23 protein-coding genes are annotated in these 24,869 nt (G+C 35.7%); 20 read left to right on the top strand and 3 right to left on the bottom strand.

Annotated elements, in window-relative coordinates; genetic code table 11:
* Positions 1-101: 101 nt before the first annotated feature.
* The 4 genes from AZF04_RS13000 to AZF04_RS20725 all read left to right on the top strand — a co-directional run bounded on the left by AZF04_RS13000 (position 102) and on the right by AZF04_RS20725 (position 2,998).
* Positions 102-542: a YwiB family protein gene (locus AZF04_RS13000; protein ID WP_061949085.1), complete on the top strand. Its 441-nt coding sequence runs from the start codon at positions 102-104 to the stop codon at positions 540-542.
* The gene (argS, locus tag AZF04_RS12995; RefSeq protein WP_061949084.1) at positions 542-2,212 is read left to right on the top strand and encodes an arginine--tRNA ligase; all 1,671 of its coding nucleotides are present in this window, start codon (positions 542-544) and stop codon (positions 2,210-2,212) included. Before AZF04_RS13000 ends, argS begins: the two co-directional genes overlap by 1 nt.
* Before the next feature lie 79 nt (positions 2,213-2,291).
* A complete protein-coding gene (locus AZF04_RS12990; protein WP_061949083.1) occupies positions 2,292-2,774 on the top strand; it encodes a DUF456 domain-containing protein in 483 nt (160 codons plus the stop codon).
* Positions 2,775-2,842: 68 nt separating this feature from the next.
* Complete coding sequence (locus AZF04_RS20725) at positions 2,843-2,998, top strand: XapX domain-containing protein (RefSeq protein WP_081766583.1); 156 nt, start codon at positions 2,843-2,845, stop codon at positions 2,996-2,998.
* On the opposite strand, the gene cls is transcribed toward AZF04_RS20725, so the two are convergent.
* Positions 2,995-4,203 carry a cardiolipin synthase gene (gene cls / locus AZF04_RS12985; RefSeq protein ID WP_061949082.1) on the bottom strand — a complete coding sequence of 403 codons (1,209 nt, stop codon included), beginning with the start codon at positions 4,201-4,203 and terminating at the stop codon, positions 2,995-2,997. The two genes, AZF04_RS20725 and cls, sit on opposite strands and share 4 nt — an antisense overlap.
* A gap of 122 nt (positions 4,204-4,325) precedes the next feature.
* On the opposite strand from cls, the gene AZF04_RS12980 reads away from it, so the two are divergent.
* From AZF04_RS12980 to AZF04_RS12965, 4 genes are all read left to right on the top strand, one after another.
* Positions 4,326-6,368 (top strand): (Fe-S)-binding protein, encoded by a 2,043-nt coding sequence (locus tag AZF04_RS12980; protein ID WP_061949081.1) that lies wholly within the window; start codon positions 4,326-4,328, stop codon positions 6,366-6,368.
* Between the two features lie 82 nt (positions 6,369-6,450).
* A complete protein-coding gene (locus AZF04_RS12975) occupies positions 6,451-7,080 on the top strand; it encodes a TetR/AcrR family transcriptional regulator (RefSeq protein WP_061949080.1) in 630 nt (209 codons plus the stop codon).
* Positions 7,081-7,473: 393 nt separating this feature from the next.
* Entirely contained in the window at positions 7,474-7,995 is a 522-nt protein-coding gene (rpoE, locus tag AZF04_RS12970) for a DNA-directed RNA polymerase subunit delta (RefSeq protein WP_061949079.1), read from the top strand.
* A 254-nt stretch (positions 7,996-8,249) separates the two neighbouring features.
* Positions 8,250-9,854 (top strand): CTP synthase, encoded by a 1,605-nt coding sequence (locus AZF04_RS12965; protein ID WP_061949078.1) that lies wholly within the window; start codon positions 8,250-8,252, stop codon positions 9,852-9,854.
* 502 nt (positions 9,855-10,356) lie between these two features.
* Here the strand turns inward: AZF04_RS12965 and AZF04_RS12955 are convergent.
* Positions 10,357-10,905, bottom strand: a complete 549-nt coding sequence (locus AZF04_RS12955) for a DUF2529 family protein (protein ID WP_061949076.1) — start codon at positions 10,903-10,905, stop codon at positions 10,357-10,359.
* Between the two features lie 752 nt (positions 10,906-11,657).
* Here AZF04_RS12955 and AZF04_RS12950 point away from each other — a divergent pair.
* From AZF04_RS12950 to AZF04_RS12910, 9 genes are all read left to right on the top strand, one after another.
* Positions 11,658-12,032 (top strand): response regulator, encoded by a 375-nt coding sequence (locus tag AZF04_RS12950; RefSeq protein ID WP_082795392.1) that lies wholly within the window; start codon positions 11,658-11,660, stop codon positions 12,030-12,032.
* A 280-nt stretch (positions 12,033-12,312) separates the two neighbouring features.
* Complete coding sequence (fba, locus tag AZF04_RS12945; RefSeq protein ID WP_045489567.1) at positions 12,313-13,176, top strand: class II fructose-1,6-bisphosphate aldolase; 864 nt, start codon at positions 12,313-12,315, stop codon at positions 13,174-13,176.
* A 175-nt stretch (positions 13,177-13,351) separates the two neighbouring features.
* A complete protein-coding gene (gene fsa / locus AZF04_RS12940) occupies positions 13,352-13,990 on the top strand; it encodes a fructose-6-phosphate aldolase (protein WP_061949074.1) in 639 nt (212 codons plus the stop codon).
* Between the two features lie 245 nt (positions 13,991-14,235).
* Positions 14,236-15,519, top strand: coding sequence for a UDP-N-acetylglucosamine 1-carboxyvinyltransferase (locus AZF04_RS12935; RefSeq protein WP_045489562.1), 1,284 nt, complete (start codon positions 14,236-14,238; stop codon positions 15,517-15,519).
* A gap of 57 nt (positions 15,520-15,576) precedes the next feature.
* Positions 15,577-16,542: a class II fructose-bisphosphatase gene (glpX, locus tag AZF04_RS12930; RefSeq protein ID WP_061949073.1), complete on the top strand. Its 966-nt coding sequence runs from the start codon at positions 15,577-15,579 to the stop codon at positions 16,540-16,542.
* 399 nt (positions 16,543-16,941) lie between these two features.
* On the top strand, positions 16,942-18,216 hold the full coding sequence (rho, locus tag AZF04_RS12925; RefSeq protein WP_045489556.1) for a transcription termination factor Rho: 1,275 nt from the start codon (positions 16,942-16,944) through the stop codon (positions 18,214-18,216).
* A 204-nt stretch (positions 18,217-18,420) separates the two neighbouring features.
* Complete coding sequence (locus AZF04_RS12920) at positions 18,421-18,666, top strand: type B 50S ribosomal protein L31 (protein ID WP_045489553.1); 246 nt, start codon at positions 18,421-18,423, stop codon at positions 18,664-18,666.
* A 209-nt stretch (positions 18,667-18,875) separates the two neighbouring features.
* Positions 18,876-19,487, top strand: a complete 612-nt coding sequence (locus tag AZF04_RS12915) for a thymidine kinase (RefSeq protein ID WP_045489550.1) — start codon at positions 18,876-18,878, stop codon at positions 19,485-19,487.
* A gap of 74 nt (positions 19,488-19,561) precedes the next feature.
* Positions 19,562-20,047 carry a hypothetical protein gene (locus AZF04_RS12910; protein WP_061949072.1) on the top strand — a complete coding sequence of 162 codons (486 nt, stop codon included), beginning with the start codon at positions 19,562-19,564 and terminating at the stop codon, positions 20,045-20,047.
* Positions 20,048-20,251: 204 nt separating this feature from the next.
* On the opposite strand, the gene AZF04_RS12905 is transcribed toward AZF04_RS12910, so the two are convergent.
* A complete protein-coding gene (locus AZF04_RS12905; protein ID WP_061949071.1) occupies positions 20,252-21,487 on the bottom strand; it encodes a helix-turn-helix domain-containing protein in 1,236 nt (411 codons plus the stop codon).
* A 180-nt stretch (positions 21,488-21,667) separates the two neighbouring features.
* Between AZF04_RS12905 and AZF04_RS12900 the strand changes: the two genes are divergently transcribed.
* The 3 genes from AZF04_RS12900 to AZF04_RS12890 all read left to right on the top strand — a co-directional run bounded on the left by AZF04_RS12900 (position 21,668) and on the right by AZF04_RS12890 (position 24,780).
* Complete coding sequence (locus AZF04_RS12900; protein WP_061949070.1) at positions 21,668-23,362, top strand: methyl-accepting chemotaxis protein; 1,695 nt, start codon at positions 21,668-21,670, stop codon at positions 23,360-23,362.
* 72 nt (positions 23,363-23,434) lie between these two features.
* Positions 23,435-23,734, top strand: coding sequence for a hypothetical protein (locus tag AZF04_RS12895; RefSeq protein ID WP_061949069.1), 300 nt, complete (start codon positions 23,435-23,437; stop codon positions 23,732-23,734).
* Between the two features lie 188 nt (positions 23,735-23,922).
* Positions 23,923-24,780 (top strand): PRD domain-containing protein, encoded by an 858-nt coding sequence (locus tag AZF04_RS12890; protein WP_061949068.1) that lies wholly within the window; start codon positions 23,923-23,925, stop codon positions 24,778-24,780.
* Positions 24,781-24,869 lie beyond the last annotated feature (89 nt).

The following is a 24,869-nucleotide window of genomic DNA, read 5'->3' as shown; positions in this document are numbered from 1 at the left end:
AAGAAGATATGCAAAGATTCTGTAGGCAGAAGGAATGGCTAGAACTCTTGCATCACTTTTATAAACTCGCTAAACTGTTTAGTGAGAAGGATGTGCGAATAATGGATAGAACGGTGAAACGCCCTATTAAGTTAAAATTCCAAACACTCATTCATAACGGTGATCATCGCGACTCTTATGAATTTACAACAAAGGGATTTTTATATATAAAAGGGCAGCAGCAATATTTACATTTTGAAGAGTCCTTTGGTCATAACCAAAAGGTGAAAACGACAATGAAGTGGAATGGTGAAGAGCTTACACTCATTCGCCAAGGCTCTTTATTAATGAGACAAGTATTTGAAAGTGGCAAAACCACTATTGGAAGGTATGTTACCTCTGAAGTTACTTGGGAAACGACCGCTGAAACTGAAAAAGTGTTAGTGCAATGGCCAAGTCTTAATCGTAAAGGAAGAATCTTTCTTCGATACCGATTTAGAATGCAAGGGCAGGATACTGGTACACATGAAGTACGATTGATGCTAGAGGAGGAAAATGAATAATGAACAGTGTGGAACAAATGAAACAAAAACTTAAGGAACAAATTACAGAGGCTGTTTTAAAAGCTGAATTAGCAACAGTAGAGACGATGCCAGAGGTTTTATTAGAAACGCCAAAAGATAAAACTCATGGTGATTTTGCTACCAATATGGCGATGCAATTAGCGCGCGTGGCTAAAATGGCACCGAGAAAAATAGCCGAAGAATTAGTGGAGCATTTAAATAAACAAGAGGCTGCTATCGACCGAGTAGAAATTGCTGGACCTGGGTTTATTAATTTTTTCATGGATAATGGTTATTTAAGAAAAGTAGTAACTACTGTTTTAGCAGCAAAAGATGACTATGGGTCCTCGGATTTTGGACAGCATACACCTGTTCAAGTCGAATTTGTATCAGCTAATCCAACAGGAACCCTACATTTAGGCCATGCTAGGGGTGCAGCTGTAGGAGATTCACTTTGTAATATTCTAGACAAAGCGGGTTATAAGGTTGAAAGAGAATATTATATTAATGATGCCGGAAATCAAATTAATAACCTCGCACTTTCTTTGGAAGCTCGTTATTATCAAGCGTTAGGAATGGAAAAAACGGTTCCAGAGGATGGGTATCAAGGTCAGGATATTATTGAAATAGCTCAACATCTAGCAGATGAAAAAGGGGATCAGCTATTAAATCTCCCTGAGGAAGAAAGATTACAGTTTTTCCGTAAATATGGATTAGAAAAAGAATTAGATAAAATAAAGATAGATTTAAAAGAATTCCGTGTAGAGTTTGACCATTGGTTTTCTGAAACCTCTTTATACGAATCTAATAAAGTCGAAGAAACCTTAGAAATATTAAAGAATAAAGGCGAAACCTACGAACAGGATGGAGCTACATGGTTTCGTTCGACCACTTATGGAGACGATAAAGATCGAGTATTGATAAAGAATGATGGAAGCTACACGTATTTAACACCAGATATTGCTTATCATCAAGATAAAATGAATCGAGGTTTTCAGAAATTAATTAATGTTTGGGGCGCTGATCATCATGGCTATATTCCTAGAATGAGAGCAGCTATACAGGCGCTTGGTTATAAAGCGGATCAATTAGATGTTGAAATTATTCAAATGGTGAGTTTATTTCAAGCTGGCGAAAAAGTGAAAATGAGTAAAAGAACAGGAAAGGCTGTTACATTACGAGATTTAATGGAAGAAGTAGGAATTGATGCAACTCGCTATTTCTTTGCAATGCGTAGTGCAGATACTCACCTTGACTTTGATATGGACTTAGCTGTTTCAAACTCGAACGAAAATCCTGTATATTACGTTCAATACGCTCATGCAAGAGTTTGTGCTATGCTTCGCCAAGGGAATGAAAAGGGATTAACCTTTAATGAAGAGACGGACTTATCTCCTATCAAAACAGACAAGGAATTTGAATTATTAAAAGTGATTGGTGATTTTCCAGAGGCCGTTACAGAAGCAGCTAAAAAACAAAATCCTCATCGTATTACTAATTATGTACATGAATTAGCAGCCACATTGCACAGCTTTTATAATGCTGAGCGAGTCATCGATGAGCAGAACGAAGAGCAGACAAAAGCAAGATTAGCGCTTATGAGAGCCACACAAATAACGATTAAAAATGCTTTAGCACTAGTTGGTGTCCATGCGCCAGAAAAAATGTAAATAGAACAGAAAAGCTCCCAAGGAAAATAAGAGGGAGCTTTTTTGGCAACTATTATTCTTAAAAGGAGGTAGGATAGTGATGGATGTTATTTGGTGGATAATCATCATTGCATTATTTATTACGAGCTTTATCGGACTTTTATTCCCAATTATCCCATCTGTATTAGTGATCTGGCTAGGTTTTGTCATTTATATTTGGGGAGTAGGCACAGCCGGTGATTTATCAGTTTGGTTTTGGAGTGCCATGGTCTTGTTCACTGTATTATTGTTTTTGGCCGATCTCATAGCTAGTTTATATTTTGTTAAAAAATATGGAGGCTCTAAATGGGGAGAAAGGATGGCAGCTATAGGGGTCATTGTTGGTTCTTTTATTATTCCTCCATTTGGTATTGTTGTTATACCTTTTATCCTCGTTTTTATAACAGAGCTGTTTAACGACCGCGATACTTCTCAAGCATTAAAGGTGGCAATAGCTTCTCTTTTTGCCTTTCTTAGTGGAACGGTCGCAAAGGGAATTATTCAAATTATCATGATTATTTGGTTTATTATTGAAGTAATTTAAAACATCAGAATAAATTAAGAAAGAATACAAAAGGTATGAAGAGCAATTAAAGAAGGAGGAAGCTCTTTATGACTGAAGTATTTTTGGCCTTATTAGCAGGATTGATAGTTGGAATTGTATTTGCTTGGATTAAATTACCGATCCCTGCTCCACCAACCTTAGCAGGGATTATGGGGATTATCGGTATTTTTATTGGATATCAAATCTTTCATTGGATATTTTAAAGATATCCTGAAATGAGCTGTCCGACTTTTTCTTTCAGTTTAAAAAAGAAGGAACGCTCTTTATACTCCTTCCATGTTAAAGGTGAGGAGATAGAAATATCATGTTCAAGAATATTCTTCACTTCAGTAATAATGGTTTGATCGTGAACAAAAACATGCTGTTCAAAGTTAATAAACATACTTCTTTGATCAAAGTTGGCTGTACCTATATAAGCGACTTTGTCATCAATAAGAAGTGCTTTTGTATGGAAAAACCCTCGGTAGTATTGATATATTCTAACCCCATTTATTAATAATCGTTGATAATAAGGAAAAGCGGCTTCTCGAACAAATAAGTGGTCACTTTTTTTAGGGACTATAATTTTTATATCAACCCCCCGTTTAGCTGCTTTTATAATTGCTTTGATAAGTTTTTCTCCTGGAATGAAATAGGCAGTCGCTATAATTAGTGACTTATTAGCTTGCTCCATTTTTTGATAGTACTCATCTTCGAGAAATGCTCCGTTCGTCCGAAAGAGAGTAATCGATTGCGTCCCTTTTTGTAGTGCTGGAAAATACCTTTGGTTTTTAGTAGAGATTGGAACTTGTTTCTTTTTTTGATGCCAATCCTGCAAAAAGCTGCTCTGTAAATCCTGCACACCATCTCCTACTAAACGAAGGTGAAAATCACGCCATCTACCAAAGTGAGGGTTACGACCCAAATATTCATCACCAATATTGTAGCCCCCTATATAACCAACTCTTCCATCGCATACTACAATTTTACGGTGATTTCGTTGATTCAATTTAAAGAAAAAATAAGGAAAACCAAGAGGGGGAGTAGTAGTGAAATGGACACCAGCCTTCCTTAATCGGTGCTTATTCCTAAGAGATATACTACATCCAAATTGATCGACCATAAGCCGTACGGTAACTCCTTCTTTTGCTTTTAATTCTAATAAATCTAAGAGCTTACTACCGATAAAATCCTGTCTAAAAATATAAAAAAGGACATGGATGTGGTCATTTGCTGCTTTTAAATCCTGAATAAGGTTATTAAAAAAAGTGTCTCCGGTAGGGAAGAAGGTAACTTGACTCTCTCTATCCTTTTTTTCTAGTGGTAATGCTTTATGTAAATTGGCTTTTTTACCTAGGTGTAAATCAAGAAAAATAAAAAAAATTACAGCAAATAAAACAAGTAACAATACGATGAGTAACCATATCATTTATACCTACTCCAATCGAACAGAACGATTTATAAACATGTCCTGAATATAGTAAGCATAGTATGTCCTATAAGCCATTTTTCATGAAAGAAATATGAAAAAAAGAAAAAGGAGGAAGTAGGATGAATGCGCTACTACCGATTATTCAATGGACTGCTTTTTTATTAATAACTGGATATGCTTTGTTTATATTTTTACGCCTAGTACACGCAAGAATAGAGTATATAAAACTTGGATCGAAGCCGAGCTTTAACCATTCATTAAAAGAAAGGCTTTTTCAGGTGTGGCTTCAAGTATTTGCGCAGAAGAAATTACTAAAGGATAAAAAAAGCGGCATGATACATCTTCTTTTGTTTTATGGTTTTTTACTCGTACAGTTTGGTGCAATTGATTTAATCTGGAAAGGCTTATCTCCTCATTCTCATCTACCTCTTGGTCCGTTTTATCCTAGTTTTGTATTTTTACAAGAAATCATTGTTGTGATGATTTTAATAGCAGTTGCAGCTGCTTTTTATAGACGTTATATCGAAAAGCTTCCTCGACTGAAAAAGGGGTTTAAGGCAGGTCTTGTTTTATTGTTTATTTCGGTACTGATGGTTTCAAAGCTATTGGCAAAAGCGATGCATTTAATTTGGTATCAAGAGGCCTTTTTAGTTTATGAGCCAATCGCATCCTCAATCGCTTATCTCTTTTCATTTTTACCAACAACCATAGCAATCGTTGCATTTTACGTATTTTGGTGGATTCATTTATTGTGCTTATTATGTTTTTTACTGTACATCCCACAATCAAAGCATGCACATTTAATCGCTGGACCAATCAATGTTTTTTTAGGAAGAACAGAGCCAGTTGGTAAATTATCGACGATTTCTTTTGAAGATGAAACCATAGAGAAATTCGGAAACAATGAAATAACAGATTTTAACCAAAAGCAACTGCTCGACTTATATGCATGTGTAGAGTGTGGAAGATGCACGGCTGTATGTCCTGCCTCCTATACTGGAAAAAAGCTATCTCCCATGGATTTAATCACTAAGATGAGAGATCATTTAACGGAAAAAGGGCAAGCTATAACCTCTAGAACTGCTTGGTTCCCTAAGGAAGCACTACTAGCCCAAACAACTGAATATTCTTCAAAGGAGCACTCCGCTTCATTAATAGGAGATGTGATTAGTGAAGAGGAAATATGGGCTTGTACAACCTGTAGAAATTGTGAGGAAGAATGTCCTGTAATGAATGAACATGTAGATAAGATTATTGATATGAGAAGGTATTTAGTCATGACAGAAGGGAAAATGGAAGCAGAGGCTAAACGAGCACTTACTCAAATAGAGAGATATGGAAATCCATGGGGCTTTAAGCAAAAGGACCGTTCATTATGGGTGGATGATTTACAAGTCCGAACAGCTAAAGATTACAAGAAGGAACAGGAAGAATATGATTATTTGTTTTTTGTAGGTTCTATGGCAGCTTATGAAAAAAGAAGTCAAAAAATTGCTCGCTCACTCATAAGAGTCTTACAGTCAGCAGGTCTAAAGGTCGCAATATTAGGAAATAAAGAGGGTAATTCAGGAGATATTGCAAGAAGATTAGGAAATGAATTTCTTTATCAGCAATTAGTACTGGCAAATATAGAGCAGTTCAAAAAGCAGGATGTAAAGAAAATAGTCACTATTGATCCACATGCCTTTAATACTTTTAAAAATGAATATCCGGAATTTGGCTTAAAAGATGTTCAAGTGTACCATCATACAGAATTACTAGCAAAGCTCATTCAAGATAAAAAAATAAGACCAATAAAAGAAGTAAATGAAACGATTGTTTACCATGATTCTTGTTACCTGGGAAGGTATAATGAAGTTTATGAGCCACCGAGAGAGATCCTCAAAGCGATTCCAGGAGTCATTTTAGTAGAGATGGATAAAAGTCGAGAACGTTCAATGTGCTGTGGAGCAGGTGGTGGCTTAATGTGGATGGAAGAACGAGTAGGCAAGCGTGTCCAGGTAGAACGCACTGAACAGGCGTTGGCTGTTTCTCCTACCGTTATATCGACAGCTTGTCCTTATTGTATGTCGATGATTTCAGATGGAACAAAATCATTGGATGTAGAGCAACAGGTCGAAACCTATGATATTGTTGAAATTTTGGAAAAATCCCTTCCATAATCCTTCTAATTTTAATTTAAAAATATATTCATTTCTAGTATGATGATTACAAAGAAATATAGGATAGGGTGTGAATCATAGAATGTTAAATAATAAAAAAGTTCCTTCAATGGTAAAAGACCAACAATTAATCAAAGTACGTCGTGCTCAAATGATTAAGGGAGCTGTAAAATTGTTTATTGAAAAAGGGTTCCATCGAACAACGACAAGGGAAATTGCTAAGGAAGCCGGATTTAGCATAGGTACATTATATGAATACATCGGTTCAAAAGAGGACATTCTCTATTTAGTTTGTGATGATATTTACATGGAAGTTTCGAAACGATTAAAGAAACAATTAAGTGAAAATGGGACGCACTTAGAGCGTTTAAAACAGGCGATAACATCTTATTTCCATATTATTGATGATATGTCTGATGAAGTGTTGGTCATGTATCAAGAAACCAAATCTCTTCAGAAGGATGCATTAAAATATGTATTAGAAAAAGAAAAAGAGATGGTTGAGATGATGCAAAACTTAATACAGCAATGTATTCAATCGGGAGAATTAACAATGAATGAGCAGGAAAGTAAGCTATTAGCTCATAATATTCTCGTTCAAGGACAAATGTGGACCTTTAGAAGGTGGTCCATTCGAAAATTGTTTACACTTGATGAATATATATCGATCCAAATTAAACAATTATTGTACAATCACACATCAACTATATAGCCGATAGAATTTGATGGCTTGTATAGAAAGCATTGAAAATATTAGGTAGAGGCTAGGGCAATGGTGCATAGCCTCTCTTTCATTAAATCAGCATAAAAAGAAGTTTATTTATAATAGGAGATGGGCAATACTGTATGAAGCTATTGTTCTTTTTGAAATCGTCATTTAGTTTAAGGTATGTGAACGACCATAAAGCAATTCATTTTCATTTAAAAGTTGATTTTTGAGGGGAATAGTTATACATTAAAATCTGTAGCCGTACCTATATTTTTAATGGTTTATATTTTAAGAGAAAAGGTTACATAAATGCTTGAAATATGTTTATAATGGGAAGTATGATTTTGACTAGTGTGGAAGAAGATAGATTGAACGAATGGAAAGGAAGGGTTCATATTGAAATTAGCTGATATGAAAAAAGAAGAATTAAGTGAATTTGCTATGGTAGAGATTGCTTTTCTATTAATGAAGGAGAAAAACAAGCCGTTTGAATACTACCAACTAATGGATCAAGTAGCAGAATTAAAAGGAATGACAAATGAAGAAGTGAAAACACGTATAAGCTTCCTTTATACGGATTTAAATATTGATGGACGCTTTTTGGCTTTAGGTGATAATAATTGGGGCTTGAGAAGCTGGTATCCTTTAGAGCAAGTAGAAGAAGAAATTACATCTTCTGTTGCGAAACCTAAAAAGAAATCAAAAGCCTTGTTAGAGGATGACGAGCTTCTTGATGAATACGAAGAAGACGAGTTTGAGGATTTAGAAGATGAATTAGATGAGCTCAACCAAGAAGAAGATGAAGATGAAGATGAAGAAGAGGATTTATTTGATGATTCCGAAGAAGAATTAGAGGAATTTGATGATAATGATGAGGAAGAGGATTTCGAAGAAGAAGAAGAAGAATTTTCTAAATAGATTTACTTGACTTATGTTTCGGTTCTAGGTAGAATCATTTTTGGGCTTTAGAAATAGTAATCAAATGAAATTATTTATAACAAAAGTGTGCGCCCCCAGTTAAATGGGAGTAGTGTCACTTTTGTTTTTTGTTTTTATGTAAGGAAATAAAGCAGTTACCGCATTAAAGTCATTTGTTTTACCTCATTGATATGTAGCACGAAGTAAAATTGAGAAATAATAGATCATGGATTACAGTAAAAGGAGCCGATTTTATGACAACGAAGTATATTTTTGTAACGGGTGGAGTCGTTTCTTCATTGGGAAAAGGAATTACAGCTGCCTCACTAGGGAGATTATTAAAAAACCGCGGTGTCAAGGTAATGATTCAAAAATTTGATCCTTATATTAACGTTGATCCAGGTACGATGAGTCCTTATCAGCATGGTGAAGTATTTGTTACCGATGATGGTGCGGAAACCGATTTAGACCTTGGACATTATGAGCGTTTTATTGATATCAATGTTAGTCAAAACAGCAATGTAACAACGGGAAGAATATACTCTACCGTTTTGAAAAAAGAGCGTCGTGGAGATTATTTAGGTGGAACGGTCCAGGTCATTCCTCATGTAACAAATGAAATTAAGGAGCGCGTTTACCGTGCTGGCCGTGAAACGAACGCTGATGTTGTGATCACTGAGATTGGTGGAACTGTAGGCGATATTGAGAGCTTGCCTTTTTTAGAAGCTATCCGCCAAATCAAAAGTGATATTGGGTCAGATAATGTCATGTACATTCATTGTACGTTAATACCTTATCTAAAAGCAGCGGGAGAGATGAAATCAAAACCGACTCAACATAGTGTAAAAGAATTAAGAAGCTTAGGAATTCAGCCAAACGTTATTGTGGTTAGAACGGAAATGCCTGTTCCACAGGATATGAAGGAAAAAATTGCTCTTTTCTGTGATATAAACAAAGATGCTGTTATTGAGGCGAGAGATGCGGATACGTTATACCAAGTACCTTTAGACTTACAAGCGCAGCATTTAGATGATATCGTTTGTAAGCATTTAAAGTTAGATTGCAAAGAAGCTGATATGACAGAGTGGATTGGCTTAGTAGAAAAAGTTCAAAACCTATCTAAGACGATCCGAATTGCTTTAGTGGGGAAATATGTGGCTTTACAAGATGCTTATCTTTCCGTAGCAGAAGCACTTCGCCATGCAGGTTATGCTTTTGATGCTGATATTGAAATTGACTGGGTCAATGCAGAGAATGTGTCTGATCAAAATGTAGAAGAGCTTTTAAAAGAGGCTGATGGAATTCTTGTTCCAGGTGGTTTCGGTGACCGCGGAATAGAAGGTAAAATATCAGCGATTCGATATGCCCGTGAGAATAATGTGCCATTCCTTGGGATTTGTTTAGGGATGCAGCTAGCTTCAGTAGAGTTTGCACGTAATGTTTTAGGCTATGAGGGAGCTAATTCAGCTGAATTAAATCCAACTACAAAATATCCAATTATTGATTTACTTCCAGAGCAAAAGGATGTAGAGGATTTAGGGGGGACCTTACGTTTAGGCTTATACCCTTGTAAACTTGAAGAAGGAACATTAGCGAAGGATGCTTATCAGGAAGAAGTAGTTTATGAAAGACATCGTCACCGCTATGAATTCAATAATGAGTACCGTGAGCAAATGGCTGAGGCTGGATTTATTTTCTCTGGAACAAGTCCAGATGGACGTTTAGTTGAAATTGTTGAGCTAAAGAATCATCCTTATTTTATTGCTTCACAATTTCATCCAGAATTTGTTTCAAGACCGACTCGTCCACAGCCGTTATTCCGTGAATTTATCGGCGCATCCTTGAGCCAACAGTCTTAATTAAAAGGTAAATGAAGGTAAGAGTAAAATGTTCGGATTGTATAGAGATGCAAGAACTTTATCATAGTTGGGACAAAAGCGAGCTCATGAAGCCATATTTACAAAACAAATGGCCGGGACAATACCTCAATGAATGAATAATTCTACACATGTTATGTCTCGGGCTGTCTGCTCCCTCAAGACACTTCGCGTTTGGTTGGGAGCTGCCGAATGAACTTTTTTTAAAAGTGGATTTCGTCATGGCCACTTCCTCCCACTGGAGTCTTCGTGTCTTGTGTCCGCTAGCCTTACGAGTTTCATAGGGGATTTTCCCATTCAAAAGAACCCTCCTTTTTTCAAAAAAGGAGGGTTCTATCGTTATTTTTGTATCCATCACAAATCATATCAAATTTCTTAATAGGATTTTCTTTGTGGAATTCCTTTAATAAATAACGCTAGAGCAATAAGGGGAATTTGAAGAAAATAATAGCTGTTTTAACAAAAGGTTAACCCTACACAAGGGTTATTGCTCTTCTAATTCTGACATGATTTCATTTAAAGTCAGGGATAGGCAGAAGTAGGTGTAAAGAGCAATTAGAGAAGTAGGGTATCCGATTCTTGAGCCATCGTCCATCGGAACTAAAGCTTTATGAACTTGTAAATTGATTGTGACATCGGCGTTGTTAACGAGAACATCATCCTGATCTTTAATTGTGCAAATAGCAATATAAGGAATTTGTTTTTCTGCTAATTGCTGGGCTAAATCATTTGCTACGGTATCCTTGGAAGAACGAGTGACAACGACTACTCTGTCGAAGCTTCTTATTTCTTCAAGAGCGTTTTCTCTATGTTGCTCCGTGAAATGAAGGGGCTTTGTATTTGTAAAAGAGTCCTCTCCAAAAAGTGCCTCTGTCACAACAGCTTTCATTTCTTTTTCACCATAAATATAAATATGAGCAGAATTTATTGTAGCTTGAGCTAGTAACCTAGCACCATCTTCAATAGCTTCTTCTTGGCTATCTTTTAATTTTTTAAGTAAACCTTGTAGTTGAGTCGTAAAAATTTGTAACATATATAACAACGCTCCAATATGCAATATTTTTCTAACTGAGTTCATTTCATCATTGCTTTATAAGTGAACGAAACCGAACATCTACGATCAAAATGTCTTGAATCTTTGCGAATTCACTGTTGATTGTAACGATAGGTAGTGGCTCTCAAAGGATGAGTGCCGTTTGAAAATCCACTCTGATACGCTCTGCCTAATCAGAGTTAGCTGAAGACAAGCTCTTGGGAAAGCATCTACCTAAAGTGAAAATCAATAACCTAACCCGCTTGGTTTTTATAAAAGACAAATGTTTGTGAATAAACTTGTTGATTGAAACGGTAGGTAGTGACTCCCAAAGGATCAGCGCAGTGTGAAGATCCACTCTGACGAAGCACTGCGTAGTCAGAGTTAGCTGAAGACAAGCCCTTGGGAAAGCATCTACCTAAAGTGAAAATCAAAACCTTCCCCTTTGTTTCATTAAAAGGTAGAAAGGATGAAATTAATTCAACTATATAAGTATAAAAGGAAAAAGTCACATTGTAAAAAATCAGTATTATTTTAATTTTACTTGATTTTAAGTAAGATGAGGGAGGAATTATCTGAAGCCAAATCGAATTATTAATAAAACGAGTTTGCATGTTTCATTACATAAAAATAAGGGGAGTTAAAGGACGAGTGGCAACGACATTTGTGTTCCAACGTTTTAAAATGCTGGCATTAATTTGAGCGATGAAATGATGGTTCATACAGTATAGAGAGAATAGGAGATGAGCTGGATGGAACAAAAGGAAAAAATCTTAATTGTAGATGATCAATACGGTATTCGAGTGTTGCTATGTGAAATATTTAAAAAGGATGGTTATCAGGTTTTCGAAGCTGCAAATGGTGTATTAGCCTTAGAGGCTATTCACAAAGAAAATCCATCTTTAGTATTGCTAGATATGAAAATACCTGGAATGGACGGCTTAGAAATTTTAAAAAAATTAAAGGAAACTCATCCTCATATAAAGGTTATTATGATGACTGCATACGGCGAATTGAATTTAATTAATGAAGCCCTAGAATCTGGAGCAGAAGCGCATTTTTCTAAACCATTCGATATTGATGATGTTCGAATGGTCATACATAATTCTTTAAAAAACAAAGAATAGGGATTGAAAAAGAAATAATAAAAAAGGTAACGCTTACTTTTCAAAAACTTTATGAATTGCACCAAATCTCTTTGAGAAAAGCATGTTTTTTTGTTTAAGTATGCTATAATGGACTCGTTCGATCTGATCGAGAAACTTACCTTTTTTAAACAAAGGTCTTAATACATAGTTATATGGATAAATGGATCTGGATTCGGGAAACTTGTTAAATAAGGTTTAATTAATCTCGACGGCATGGTAGGACGGCTAGAAATGTTCAGACAATAAAGGAGGAAAGAACATGCCTTTAGTATCAATGAGTGAAATGCTTAACAAAGCAAAGGCAGAAGGTTATGCAGTAGGTCAATTCAACCTAAATAACCTTGAGTTTACACAAGCTATTTTACAAGCTGCGGAAGAAGAGAAATCACCTGTTATTCTTGGTGTTTCTGAAGGTGCGGCTCGCTATATGGGAGGCTTTAAAACGATTGTCAACATCGTAAAAAGCCTAATGGAAGAATATAATGTAACAGTCCCTGTAGCGATTCACTTAGACCATGGCTCTAGTTTAGAGAAATGTGTACAAGCAATCCACGCTGGTTTTACTTCAGTTATGATTGATGGTTCTCATCATCCATTAGAAGAAAACATCGCGATTACTAAACGAGTAGTTGAAATTGCTCATGCAGTAGGTGTATCTGTAGAAGCTGAGCTTGGCCGTATTGGTGGTCAAGAGGATGACTTAATCGTTGACGATGCTGAAGCGGCTTATGCCATTCCATCAGAATGTAAAGCATTAGTAGAAGCAACAGGAGTAGACTGTTTTGCACCTGCTTTAGGTTCTGTACACGGTCCATATAAAGGTGAACCGAACCTAGGGTTTGATCACATGAAAGAGATTGACTCTTTAGTAGGTATTCCATTAGTTTTACACGGTGGAACAGGAATCCCAACAGCTGATATTAAAAAGGCTATTGAATTCGGTCATGCTAAAATTAACGTTAATACCGAAAGCCAAATTTCTTCAGCGAAGGCAGTTCGCGAAGTTTTAGCTGAAAAGCCAGATATGTATGATCCTCGTAAATATTTAGGTCCAGCTCGCGATGCAATTAAAGAGACTGTTAAAGCAAAAATGCAAGAGTTTGGTTCATCGAACCAAGCTTAAAGATGAAGGACAGTAAGGTTTATGCGGTAACGATTTGTTACCGCAAACCTTTCTTATATACGTACTTATAGTAGAATAGTTTAGCTAGATAGAGAACCAGTCAAATTTTTGGATTAAAGAAATAAGATAAAATGTATTTTTGAAAACGATTAAATGACGGGTAGAGGTGGAAACAATGAAATTTTTTATTGATACTGCAAATTTAGAAGAGATTAAGGAAGCTAATAGTTTAGGTATTCTTTCTGGGGTTACAACAAACCCTTCTTTAGTAGCTAAAGAAGAAGGAGTAGATTTTCATGACCGTATTCGTGAAATTGCTCAAGTAGTACCAGGATCTGTAAGTGCTGAAGTCATTGCATTAGATGCAGAAGGTATGATTGAAGAAGGAAAAGTATTGGCTGCAATAGCCCCAAATATTACAGTAAAAGTCCCAATGACAACAGAAGGCTTAAAAGCTGTACATGAATTTTCTAAGCAAGGTATAAAAACAAACGTAACGCTTATCTTCTCAGCTGTACAAGCTCTAATAGCAGCTCGAGCAGGCGCTACTTATGTATCGCCATTTCTAGGACGTTTAGATGATATTGGTGCGGATGGACTATCTCTAGTAGAACAAATTTCTGGTATCTTTAATGTACACGGATTAGATACTGAAATTATTGCTGCATCGGTTCGTCACCCTGTTCATGTAACAGAAGCTGCATTAAAAGGAGCGCACATTGCAACGATTCCTTTTAATGTAATTAAACAATTAACAAAGCATCCTCTCACTGATCAAGGAATTGAAAAGTTCCTAGCAGATTGGAATAAGTAATTCGAGAGTTTGCTAACCCGAATCCAAATGTTAGATCATTTAAAAGTAAACAGCTTACGAAAAGCACCCTAAACAGGTGCTTTTCGATGTTGTTATCTTAGATTCATTAAAACTAACTATTTACCACTTCTATCAAAAAGTAAAAGGTAGCTGAATACCGTTATTTTTTTATGCAAGTGGTTATAATGAAGATAAATAGAATGAATCCACAATTTTTTAGGTTCATGCAGAGAAGGGATGCGATTATGGATAAATTGATGATTAAAGGTGGACTTCCACTTGAAGGCACCGTACAAATAAGTGGAGCGAAAAACAGTGCTGTTGCCTTAATTCCAGCAGCCATTTTAGCTGATTCAACCGTGACTATTGACAATGTTCCCGCCATTTCTGACGTAAACCTTCTAGCTGAATTGTTAGAAGAAATTGGTGGAGAAGTTGAGCTTTCTAATCATGAAATAAAAATAAACCCCGAAAAAATGTTTGCCATGCCTTTACCAAACGGTAGAGTAAAGAAGCTACGAGCTTCGTATTACTTAATGGGCGCAATGCTTGGCAAATTTAAAAAAGCAGTCATAGGGTTACCAGGTGGCTGTAATCTTGGTCCGAGACCTATCGATCAGCATATTAAAGGGTTTGAAGCTCTAGGAGCAAAAGTAACAAATGAGCAAGGAGCTATTTATTTAAGAGCTGATGAATTAGTTGGAGCCAAAATTTACTTAGATGTTGTAAGTGTTGGAGCAACGATTAATATTATGTTAGCTGCTGTGAGAGCTAAAGGGAAAACGATTATTGAAAATGCCGCAAAAGAGCCTGAAATTATTGATGTCGCTACTTTATTAACGAACATGGGCGCTAAAATAAAAGGGGCAGGAACGAATGTTATTCGTATTGAAGGTGTTGAAAACTTAAATGGCTGTAGGCATTCTATTATACCTGACAGAATTGAAGCTGGCACATATATGATATTAGCAGCTACGATGGGACAACGAGTTATTATTGATAATATTATTCCATATCATGTTGAATCACTCATTGCTAAATTACAAGAAATGAATGTAAAAGTGGAAGTTCGAGATGACCAAGTGGAAATCTCTGGGCTTGGTGATAAGGTTGGAGTTGATATAAAAACGTTAGTTTACCCTGGTTTTCCAACCGATTTGCAACAACCATTTACAGCATTATTAACCCAAGCAAGCGGGACAAGCATCGTAACCGATACGATATATAATGCACGCTTTAAACATATTGATGAGCTGAGAAGAATGGGTGCCAATGTGAAGGTCGAAGGGCGCTCGGCTATTATTAATGGGAAAACGGCATTACAAGGAGCGAAAGTGAAAGCTAGTGACCTTAGAGCTGGCGCGGCTCTTGTTGTTGCTGGTCTAATGGCGGATGGCATCACTGAGCTAACCGGACTTGAGCATGTGGATAGAGGTTATGAGGATTTAGAAGATAAGCTATTAGGCTTAGGCGCCCAAATATGGCGTGAAGAAATGACTGAAGATGAAATGGATTCAGTAAAAAATTAATGACAGCAAAGATTAAACACTTAGAATAGTGGAGTGAATAGAAAAGGGGAGTCAGAGATGGAACGAAGTCTTTCTATGGAATTGGTACGTGTAACAGAAGCAGCTGCTTTAGCGTCTGCTAGATGGATGGGACGTGGAAATAAAGAAGAAGCAGACCGTGCTGCAACAGAAGCAATGAGAGATGTTTTTGATACCATCCCTATGAAAGGTACAGTTGTAATCGGAGAAGGGGAAATGGATGAAGCTCCTATGCTGTATATAGGGGAAAAACTAGGTAATGGATATGGACCACGAGTAGATGTAGCTGTTGATCCTCTTGAAGGTACAAACATTGTTGCATCTGGTCAATGGAATGCTTTAGCGGTATTGGCCGTTGCGGATAATGGAAACTTACTTCACGCTCCAGATATGTATATGGAAAAAATTGCAGTAGGTCCAGAATCTGTTGGTAAAGTGAACATTGACGCTCCCGTAATTGATAATTTGCGAGCTGTAGCAGAAGCTAAAAATAAGAATATAGAAGATTTAGTGGTCGTTATACTAAATCGTAAACGGCATGAGAAAATGATTCAGGAAATCAGGGAAGCTGGAGCAAGAATTAAGTTATTACCTGATGGTGATGTGGCAGCAGCCATTAATACTGCTTTTGATGATACAGGTGTCGACATTATGCTTGGTTCAGGTGGCGCGCCAGAGGGAGTCATAGCAGCAGTTGCTTTAAAATGCTTAGGTGGCGATTTTCAAGGGAAACTATTGCCGCAAACTCCAGAAGAGTTAGAACGTTGTAAGGAAATGGGTATTGAAGATGTAAATCGTATTCTTAATATGGATGACCTAGTAGGTGGAGACGATTGTATCTTTGCTGCGACGGGTGTAACAGATGGTGAGCTACTAAAGGGAGTTATGTACAAAGGGAGCTCAGCAGAAACCCAGTCATTAGTTATGCGTGCTAAGTCTGGAACGGTAAGGTTTGTTGATGGCAAACATAGTATGCAAAAGAAACCCGATTTAGTGATTCGCTAATAACACATGAAAAAAGAGAAAGGTGAGGTAAGAGTTTAACTCTTTGCGCCTTTCTCTTCCTATTGTTTAACTGCTTTTATCAAAACATTTATTAGAGAAGAAATGGTTTCATTAATATAGTAAAAAAGTTTTAAGGAACGGTTATTGTTTCTATTTAAAGGTTATCTCTATTTATGTTAGACCATTAGGAATGACTCTTGAATATTATTTGGATTTATGGTTAAAATAAAAGAGTATGCAATCATATATATTTAAGTTTTTCTTCTAACGTTATACTCACCTAATTTTTTCTTCCTTAAAAAACTCCCATTATGAGATGAATAAAAAACCAATTTGATAGAAGAAATAAAGCATAATTGCTTAAAAATAATACTTAATAAATAGAAGCGTGGTGTAAATATGGGGATCCATATCACAGAATTAGAAAATATGAAGCTTAAAGAGCTCTATGAGCTTGCTAGAGAATATAAAGTTTCGTATTACAGCAAGTTAACAAAAAGGGAATTAGTTTTTGCTATTTTAAAAGGACAAGCAGAGCAAGATGGTTTAATGTTTATGGAAGGTGTTTTAGAAATTATTCAATCAGAAGGGTTTGGTTTTTTACGTCCGATTAATTATCGACCAAGCTCAGAGGATATCTATATTTCTGCATCTCAAATAAGACGATTTGATTTGAGGAATGGAGATAAGGTATCTGGTAAAGTTAGACCTCCTAAAGAAAACGAACGTTATCATGGATTATTACACGTTGAGGCAGTAAACGGAGAAGCACCAGAAACATCAAAGGAACGTCCTCACTTTCCTGCATTAACCCCACTATATCCAGAAACTAAAGTGAATCTTGAAACCGCTCCAGGAAGGGTTTCGTCGAGAATTATTGACATGATTGCTCCGGTTGGTTTTGGTCAGCGTGGTTTAATCGTTGCGCCTCCAAAAGCAGGTAAAACCTCTCTAATGAAAGAAGTGGCTAATAGTATTGCAGAGAACCATCCAGATGTTGAACTCATTGTATTATTAATTGATGAACGTCCTGAGGAAGTAACTGACATAGAGCGTTCTGTAAAAGCAGAGGTTGTCAGCTCTACATTTGATGAAGTGCCAGAAAATCATATTAAAGTGGCTGAATTAGTGTTAGAACGAGCGATGAGATTAGTGGAGCATCGCAAAGATGTCGTTATTCTAATGGATAGTATTACGAGACTCGCTAGAGCTTATAACTTAGTTATTCCTCCAAGTGGTAGAACATTATCAGGAGGAATTGACCCAGCTGCATTTCACCGTCCGAAGCGATTCTTTGGGGCAGCTAGAAATATTGAAGAAGGTGGAAGCTTAACCATTTTAGCGACAGCTCTTGTTGAAACAGGTTCTAGAATGGATGATGTTATTTTTGAAGAGTTTAAAGGAACAGGAAATATGGAACTTCATCTTGATCGCAAAATTGCAGAACGCCGTATATTCCCTGCGATTGATATTCGCCGTTCTAGTACTCGTAAAGAAGAGCTATTACTTCCAAAAGAGCAATTAGATAAATTATGGGCGATTCGCAAAACGATGAATGATTCTCCTGACTTTGTAGATAAATTTATTCGCCGTTTGCGTGATACGAAAACAAATGAAGAATTCTTTTCAGAGATGGAAAAGGATATGAGTGGTCAACCTGCCAGAAGAAAATAATCTAGTATAAAAAATCAGGTATATTTTAACTTATGAATAAGCGGTATGGATTGCTTCATAAAGGTTTTTCTTACATGATTTTTATAGATAAACACTTCCAATTTTAAAAACAAGGTTGCCAAATACCTCTTCCATTTGATATAATTTCGTCATGTGTGATTAACTCTGTTTCGAAGAGATTCAGGGCAAAAGGAGATGAAAACAATGAGACAGGACATTCATCCTAACTACCAAAAAGTAGTATTTATGGATACAAGCACAGGTTTCAAATTTCTAAGTGGTTCTACTAAAGGATCAGCAGAAACAATTGAGTGGGAAGATGGAAACACTTATCCATTACTAAAAGTAGAGATTAGTGCAGACTCTCACCCGTTCTATACTGGTAAGCAAAAACTTGCAGATGCTGGTGGACGTGTTGACCGCTTTAAGAAGAAATATAATCTTAAGTAATTTTAGTAAGAAAACAGGCAAGCGTTCTATCTCTTGCCTGTTTTTTTCTCTTTACTTTCAACGAAAAATGATTTCGTTTATATACATACTTTAAAAATCGTAGCTCATTTGTTTTTTAGTTTATACATTTTCTTGGCGAACAATTCGCATTCTATAAATAATAAAGAAGAGCGGTCGTATAAGATTTAGAAGAAGTAGGTGGATTTAACATGAAGCTAAAAAGAGAAGGCTGGATAGAAGTTATTTGTGGAAGTATGTTTTCAGGAAAATCAGAAGAATTAATCCGTAGAGTCCGTCTCGTTACATATGCCAAAATTAGGGTACAAGCCTTTAAACCTAAAATCGATAATCGTTATAGTGAGAACGAGGTTGTTTCACATAACGGAAATAAAGTGTTTGCACAAGCAATAGAGAAATCAACTGATATATTATTAGCAGTAGAAGAAGGCGTGCAAGTTGTTGCAATTGACGAAGTACAATTTTTTGATGATGTTATTGTAGACGTTTGTCAAGAGCTTGCCAATAAAGGGATTCGAGTTATTTGTGCAGGCTTAGATCAAGATTTTAGAGGAGAGCCTTTTGGGGCTATTCAATCACTATTAGCTATTGCAGAAGAGGTCACAAAGTTGCAAGGAGTTTGCTCATGCTGTGGGTCTCCTGCAAGTCGAACTCAAAGATTAATTAATGGTGAGCCAGCAAGTTATCAGGATCCAATTGTTTTAGTTGGAGCTTCAGAGTCGTATGAGCCACGCTGTCGACATTGTCATCATGTACCTCATAAACCAGTCCAACTATTTAAGGAAAAGCTTGGACAATTTTAACAGTAAACAAATAATAAAATAGGGCAAAACTAAGGGTGTGAAAAGAGAAAGAAGTCACATCAAGGAGGTGCCTTATGATGAAAAAAGCATTATATTTGTTTATCGTTATGACTTTTCTTATTGTGGGTTGTACGAAGCCGGAATCACCGCAAGTGTCACCAAAAACTCAGTCATTAGAAAATGCTGGTCAAATGAAGGTGGAAAAAGATTTAGTTCAAGGTCTGTTTGGGCCAGGTCCATTAAATTATCATGGAATTGAGCAACAGCAAAGTGGTTTTCGTACGTATCAAGGAAGCCCTTCAAGAGGTGGACAGCTCATGCATTTTACTCAGCAAACGATGGGTGATGAGCAAAAGCAAATCCGTCAAATTATAGAAAATAATAGTGATTTTATTCCTGGAATGATTATGATAATGGGCGATGAAGTCTGGGTGAAGTTAGATACCGCTACACCATTAGATGATTCTGAAAAGAAAGAACAGATTAAAATGTTAAACACAAAGCTAGAACTGAAAAACCCTCAATATCATTATCATTTAGATGAAAAGAAATCCTCATAATATACATTATAACGAGTCTACTATTGAATGGGGCTCGTTTTTTAATTTCCTTTTTTTAATTTAATGAGAGACAGAGAAAAAATTAAATAAGAACGATTAAAACAAAGAACGCCTGAAATAGATGGGCGTTCTTTGTTCGTTTTGAGGAAGTGAAAACCGGAAACCTTCCTAAATTAAGTGCCAGATAGTGAGCCGTTATTTTGATTAGTTTGATTCAAAATACATTAATTTATACCTTTTAGGGGTAAGCCCGGTATGTTTTTTAAATACTTTTGTAAAGTAGCTCTGGTCATGAAAATGAAGCATGGTAGACACCTTTAATAAAGAGTGATTCGTAAATTTAAGTAAAAGTTTCGCTTCATCTACTTTTGATTGATGGATATATTTTGAAAGGGATATACCCATCTCTTTTTTGAAAAGTGAGGAAATATAATTAGGGTGCATATTGACATGTTTAGAGATATCAACCAGTTGTAAATTACCATATAGGTTTGTGTAAATATAATTTAAACACATATTTATTGGCTTCGAATATCTCTTTTGTTTAATTTTTTTAACCCGGTCAGCAAAATCTGAAAGAGCTTTAATTAAAAAAGCTCTCACCGATTGAATACTTTTTAAATCTTCAATATTTTGAATATAATAATCGCTCAGCATATAAGCGACTTCATAGTGTAATCCACCTTCCATTGCAGCTCTCGTACCGAGAGTAATCGCTGCAATAGCTAAATTTTTACGATTTCTTAATGGGCTTGATTTTGATAGAACTCCTGAATTGTCCATTCTTTCTAAACTCATAAAGGCATCCATAAACTCTTCTTTTCTTCCTTCCGTTATATAACGAAACATATTCTTTTCATAAGAAAAATTGTAAGGAAAATTAGATTGTTCACGTCTCTTTAAAATGGTGAGATTAGGATCTACTTCATGTATATGACTAACATGAAAGTTATCTTCATCTATGACTGTAATATCTGCTACTTCTAAGGTCTTATGGAAAAGCATGTAATATAGTTGTCTCACAATATTTAGTATTTTTTTGTTAGTTGTTCTCGGTAACAATTGAAAATACTGAAGGATTTGATCTTCTGTTTCGTTTTGAAAAACTTCTCTCTGTAAAAAGGAGAAGTTCGCGATTTCAGAATGAAAATGTGGTGAGACCGTAGGCCCTATAATGATGTATCCTCCAATAGAATCAGTATCTTTAATTTTAATAAAGGCATAGCTTTCCATATCTTTAGTTTTGGAGAGGGTGGGCTCGGATAGAAAAAAATCAACTCTACCTTTTAATTCGGTTCTAATATTTGAAACAATGAAAGTGGCTATTTCGTTTGCGGCATAAATAAATTTCACTTCAAAATGATGGTCAATAAAAGAAATAGGAATATGGTACGTTTCATAGATTAGCTTGCAAATATAGTGTAGAACCTCAATTTTCATAGTTATCTCCTACGTTAGATAATAAGAACATAACACAAAAAGTAAAAGATCTTAAAAAACTACCATAGATATTTTAATAATACCAAAAAAAGTAGGATAAATTTTTTATGATGGGACTAAGGTATGATATTAAATTTATGATAAATTGACTACCTGACTATACATAATGAGGTGAACAAAATGAAAATGTTTAAATTTAAAAGTATCAAAATGAGAATCTTAACGGGCTTTCTATTAGTTTCAATATTGATACTAGGGTTAGCTGCTGTTAATTTATATTCGCAGAGTCAAATTAATGAAGATACGGATCAGATGATAAACAATCAACTACCTTTACTTATTGCTAATGAACAACTTTCATTCAATATTTCACAGAGAATTGCATTAACAAGAGGGTATGTGTTATTAGGCGATAATAGCTATAAAGAGGATTTCCAGCGCTATACAGAAGAGAGTGTAAGATACGAAGAACAAATTATGAATTTAAGCAATTCTGAAAGAGCAAGGGAGTTAGTTGATTTAAGTAATGAATGGGAAGTTATTGTAACGGAAGAGGTATTTGCTCAGTATGATAGCGGGAATGAGGCTGAAGCGATCCAAATTTTAACAAGCACGGTGCAACCTTTGGCACGAGAAATTATGGAAGGATACATTGAATTAACTCATCAACGTGAAGAGCAAATGCTCGAATCAGGTCAAAATATTGTAAGTAATGGGGAATTTTCTTCACGTATTGGAATGATTATATCGCTAGCTGTATTAATTATTGGTGTCGTTGTTGGATTGGTAACAGCCCATTTAATTACAAAGCCTGTAAAAATTTTGATGGAACGCTTAAATCTTGTGGCAAAAGGGGATTTAAGTCAGCCTCCTATTATTAATCATTCAGAAGATGAAATTGGTCATCTTGTCAAAGATACCAATAAAATGACGGAAACGATTCAAGGATTGCTGAGTGAAATCAATCAAGTTTCACAAATTGTTAGCAGCCAGAGTGAAGAGTTAACACAAGCGGCTAATGAGGTAAAAGAAGGTGGATTACAAGTAGCCTCTACTATGGAACAACTTTCATCAGGTGTCGAATCGCAAGCTAATTCGGCAACGGATTTAGCAGCGACAATGGATAAGCTCTCATATGAGGTAATGGAGGTCAATCAGAATAGCCAGCAAGTATCTCAATCTTCAGCTGAAATCATTAGTCATTCTGAAGAGGGAAATCAATTTATGAGCAAATCAGTTGAGCAGATGGCCTTTATTGATGGAATTATTCAAAATGCTGTTCAACGGGTAAAAAGTTTAAATGAACGTTCAAATGAGATCTCTCAATTAGTTTTAGTAATTAAAGATGTAGCCGATCAAACGAACTTATTAGCACTTAATGCAGCGATTGAAGCAGCTCGAGCAGGAGAGCATGGTAAAGGATTTGCCGTTGTAGCAAATGAAGTGCGCAAATTAGCAGAGGAGGTCGCTGGTTCGGTTTCTGACATTACAGGTATAGTAAATAATATATTAAAGGAAACGAATGAAACCGCCAATTCATTAGAAATGGGTTATAATGAAGTAGAGAAAGGTACTGAGCAAATTAAAATTACTGGAGAAAGATTTAAAAGTATTAATCACTCAGTGACCGATATGGTAGGAAATATTAAACAAATCTCTCAAAAGCTTGATTATGTTTCCTCAACAACACAAGGAGTTAATGAGACTGTAGAAGAAATTGCAGCAGTAGCAGAAGAATCATCAGCAGGTGTACAGCAAACGTCAGCTTCTGTTCAACAAACAAGTAGTTCAATGGAAGAAGTTGCAGGAAGTGCGGATCAATTGGCCGTACAGGCTGAAAAACTTAATGAACTCATTAACCGTTTTAAATTATAATACTCATACAAGATACCCAACCTTTCAAAGGTTGGGTATATCATAATTTAGAAACCTATTAGAGGTGTAAAAATGAGATGTTACAAGCCTTCCAAGAAACAATTGAAAGCCTATTCACTTCTTTATGAAATAGAAAATTCATTAAAAGAACAATTAAAATTCCATACCTTTCATTATCAACCAACCTTATTTGACTTGATTGACTTTATTCATTCAACAACTTTATTTGAATTAGATTCGAAGTTAACTGTACAACTCTTTTATTGTGTAGAAATTAAAGCGAAAATGTTTCAAATGGAAGAAGTAACGGATTATGATTTAGAAGTTTTAAATGAATGTAAAAGAGACATTCTTTCGAAAAAATTAAAATAAATGACAGATAAAATGAAGCAATATTTTGAGAATAGTTCATTTGTTGACACCGGTTGCAGGAAATGCTATATTACACTTAAATAAATACGTGGATTGTTACTGATTCGATCAGGCATTACCTATGTTGAAAGTATGTTCTTGCTTTTAAGATAGGCTTTTTCTGTTTATTGGGACGGAGGGAAATTTTCGTGAGATTCATTAAAGCATTTAATAATAACGTCGCATTAGTCGAAGACCCCTCTGGAATTGAATGGGTGGTTATGGGGACAGGAGTAGGCTTTAAGAAAAACAAAGGTGAGACGATAGAAGAAGAAAGTATTAGGAGAAAATTCGTGGCCGAGACCTCTACTATCCGTAAACCGCTGATGCAAGTGCTTGATAATATTAGCTCTGAAGTTCTTGACGTGTCAGTTGAAATTATAAAACAAGTAGAAAAAGAGTTAAATACGACATTTAACAATAATATATATTTAACATTAGCAGACCATCTTAACTTTGCACTAAAGAGAGCTACTGAAGATGTTGATTATTCACTCACTAATCGTTGGGAAGTTAAGAATTTGTATCCAAAAGAACACCAGGCTGCACAGAATGCTATTCGTTTGGTTTTTGACAGATTAAATATCTTACTACCAAAAAGTGAAGAAACTTTTTTGACTTATCATTTTGTTAATGGTCAACAAATTAAAAAAACAAAAATTGAAGAGACATTGAAAATGACAGAGGTAATCAATCGGATTATTGAAATCATTCAATATCATTATCAAGTGAAGCTCGATGAAGAGTCTTTACATTACACTCGTTTTATAACGCATTTGAGATATTTCTTTATAAGACATTATAATCCAGAGAATTCTGATTCTGCTCAGGTGGATCAAACTCTTTTAGAAGTTGTTAAGCAGAAATATGATAAAGCTTATCAAGCTGTTCAAAAAATAGTGGCCCTATTGAAACAAAAGTATGGTTGGGAAGTTACTGGAAACGAGATGCTCTATTTAACATTACATGTATGGCGAGTGACAAATAGAGAGACAATGGAATCGTAACTTAGTGGATTGTTACTGTTTGATCAGGCATTACCCAAATGATGTGAAAGTTTTATTTCGCATCATTTGGGTTTTTTTGATCAAAATAA

It is taken from the genome of Alkalihalobacillus trypoxylicola (assembly GCF_001590785.1).
GTDB lineage: Bacteria > Bacillota > Bacilli > Bacillales > Bacillaceae_D > Alkalihalobacillus > Alkalihalobacillus trypoxylicola.
The sequence above is the reverse complement of the archived record's forward strand: the minus strand, read 5'-3'. Positions and strand labels throughout refer to the sequence as shown.

Excerpts from the sequence above, each read along its gene's own strand:
- AZF04_RS13000 (WP_061949085.1), top strand. The coding sequence starts at position 102 with ATGGATAGAACGGTGAAACGCCCTATTAAGTTAAAATTCCAAACACTC.
- argS (WP_061949084.1), top strand. The coding sequence starts at position 542 with ATGAACAGTGTGGAACAAATGAAACAAAAACTTAAGGAACAAATTACA.
- AZF04_RS12990 (WP_061949083.1), top strand. The coding sequence starts at position 2,292 with ATGGATGTTATTTGGTGGATAATCATCATTGCATTATTTATTACGAGC.
- AZF04_RS20725 (WP_081766583.1), top strand. The coding sequence starts at position 2,843 with ATGACTGAAGTATTTTTGGCCTTATTAGCAGGATTGATAGTTGGAATT.
- cls (WP_061949082.1), bottom strand. The coding sequence starts at position 4,203 with ATGATATGGTTACTCATCGTATTGTTACTTGTTTTATTTGCTGTAATT.
- AZF04_RS12980 (WP_061949081.1), top strand. The coding sequence starts at position 4,326 with ATGAATGCGCTACTACCGATTATTCAATGGACTGCTTTTTTATTAATA.
- AZF04_RS12975 (WP_061949080.1), top strand. The coding sequence starts at position 6,451 with ATGTTAAATAATAAAAAAGTTCCTTCAATGGTAAAAGACCAACAATTA.
- AZF04_RS12965 (WP_061949078.1), top strand. The coding sequence starts at position 8,250 with ATGACAACGAAGTATATTTTTGTAACGGGTGGAGTCGTTTCTTCATTG.
- AZF04_RS12955 (WP_061949076.1), bottom strand. The coding sequence starts at position 10,905 with ATGTTACAAATTTTTACGACTCAACTACAAGGTTTACTTAAAAAATTA.
- AZF04_RS12950 (WP_082795392.1), top strand. The coding sequence starts at position 11,658 with ATGGAACAAAAGGAAAAAATCTTAATTGTAGATGATCAATACGGTATT.
- fba (WP_045489567.1), top strand. The coding sequence starts at position 12,313 with ATGCCTTTAGTATCAATGAGTGAAATGCTTAACAAAGCAAAGGCAGAA.
- fsa (WP_061949074.1), top strand. The coding sequence starts at position 13,352 with ATGAAATTTTTTATTGATACTGCAAATTTAGAAGAGATTAAGGAAGCT.
- AZF04_RS12935 (WP_045489562.1), top strand. The coding sequence starts at position 14,236 with ATGGATAAATTGATGATTAAAGGTGGACTTCCACTTGAAGGCACCGTA.
- glpX (WP_061949073.1), top strand. The coding sequence starts at position 15,577 with ATGGAACGAAGTCTTTCTATGGAATTGGTACGTGTAACAGAAGCAGCT.
- rho (WP_045489556.1), top strand. The coding sequence starts at position 16,942 with ATGGGGATCCATATCACAGAATTAGAAAATATGAAGCTTAAAGAGCTC.
- AZF04_RS12920 (WP_045489553.1), top strand. The coding sequence starts at position 18,421 with ATGAGACAGGACATTCATCCTAACTACCAAAAAGTAGTATTTATGGAT.
- AZF04_RS12915 (WP_045489550.1), top strand. The coding sequence starts at position 18,876 with ATGAAGCTAAAAAGAGAAGGCTGGATAGAAGTTATTTGTGGAAGTATG.
- AZF04_RS12910 (WP_061949072.1), top strand. The coding sequence starts at position 19,562 with ATGATGAAAAAAGCATTATATTTGTTTATCGTTATGACTTTTCTTATT.
- AZF04_RS12905 (WP_061949071.1), bottom strand. The coding sequence starts at position 21,487 with ATGAAAATTGAGGTTCTACACTATATTTGCAAGCTAATCTATGAAACG.
- AZF04_RS12900 (WP_061949070.1), top strand. The coding sequence starts at position 21,668 with ATGAAAATGTTTAAATTTAAAAGTATCAAAATGAGAATCTTAACGGGC.
- AZF04_RS12895 (WP_061949069.1), top strand. The coding sequence starts at position 23,435 with ATGAGATGTTACAAGCCTTCCAAGAAACAATTGAAAGCCTATTCACTT.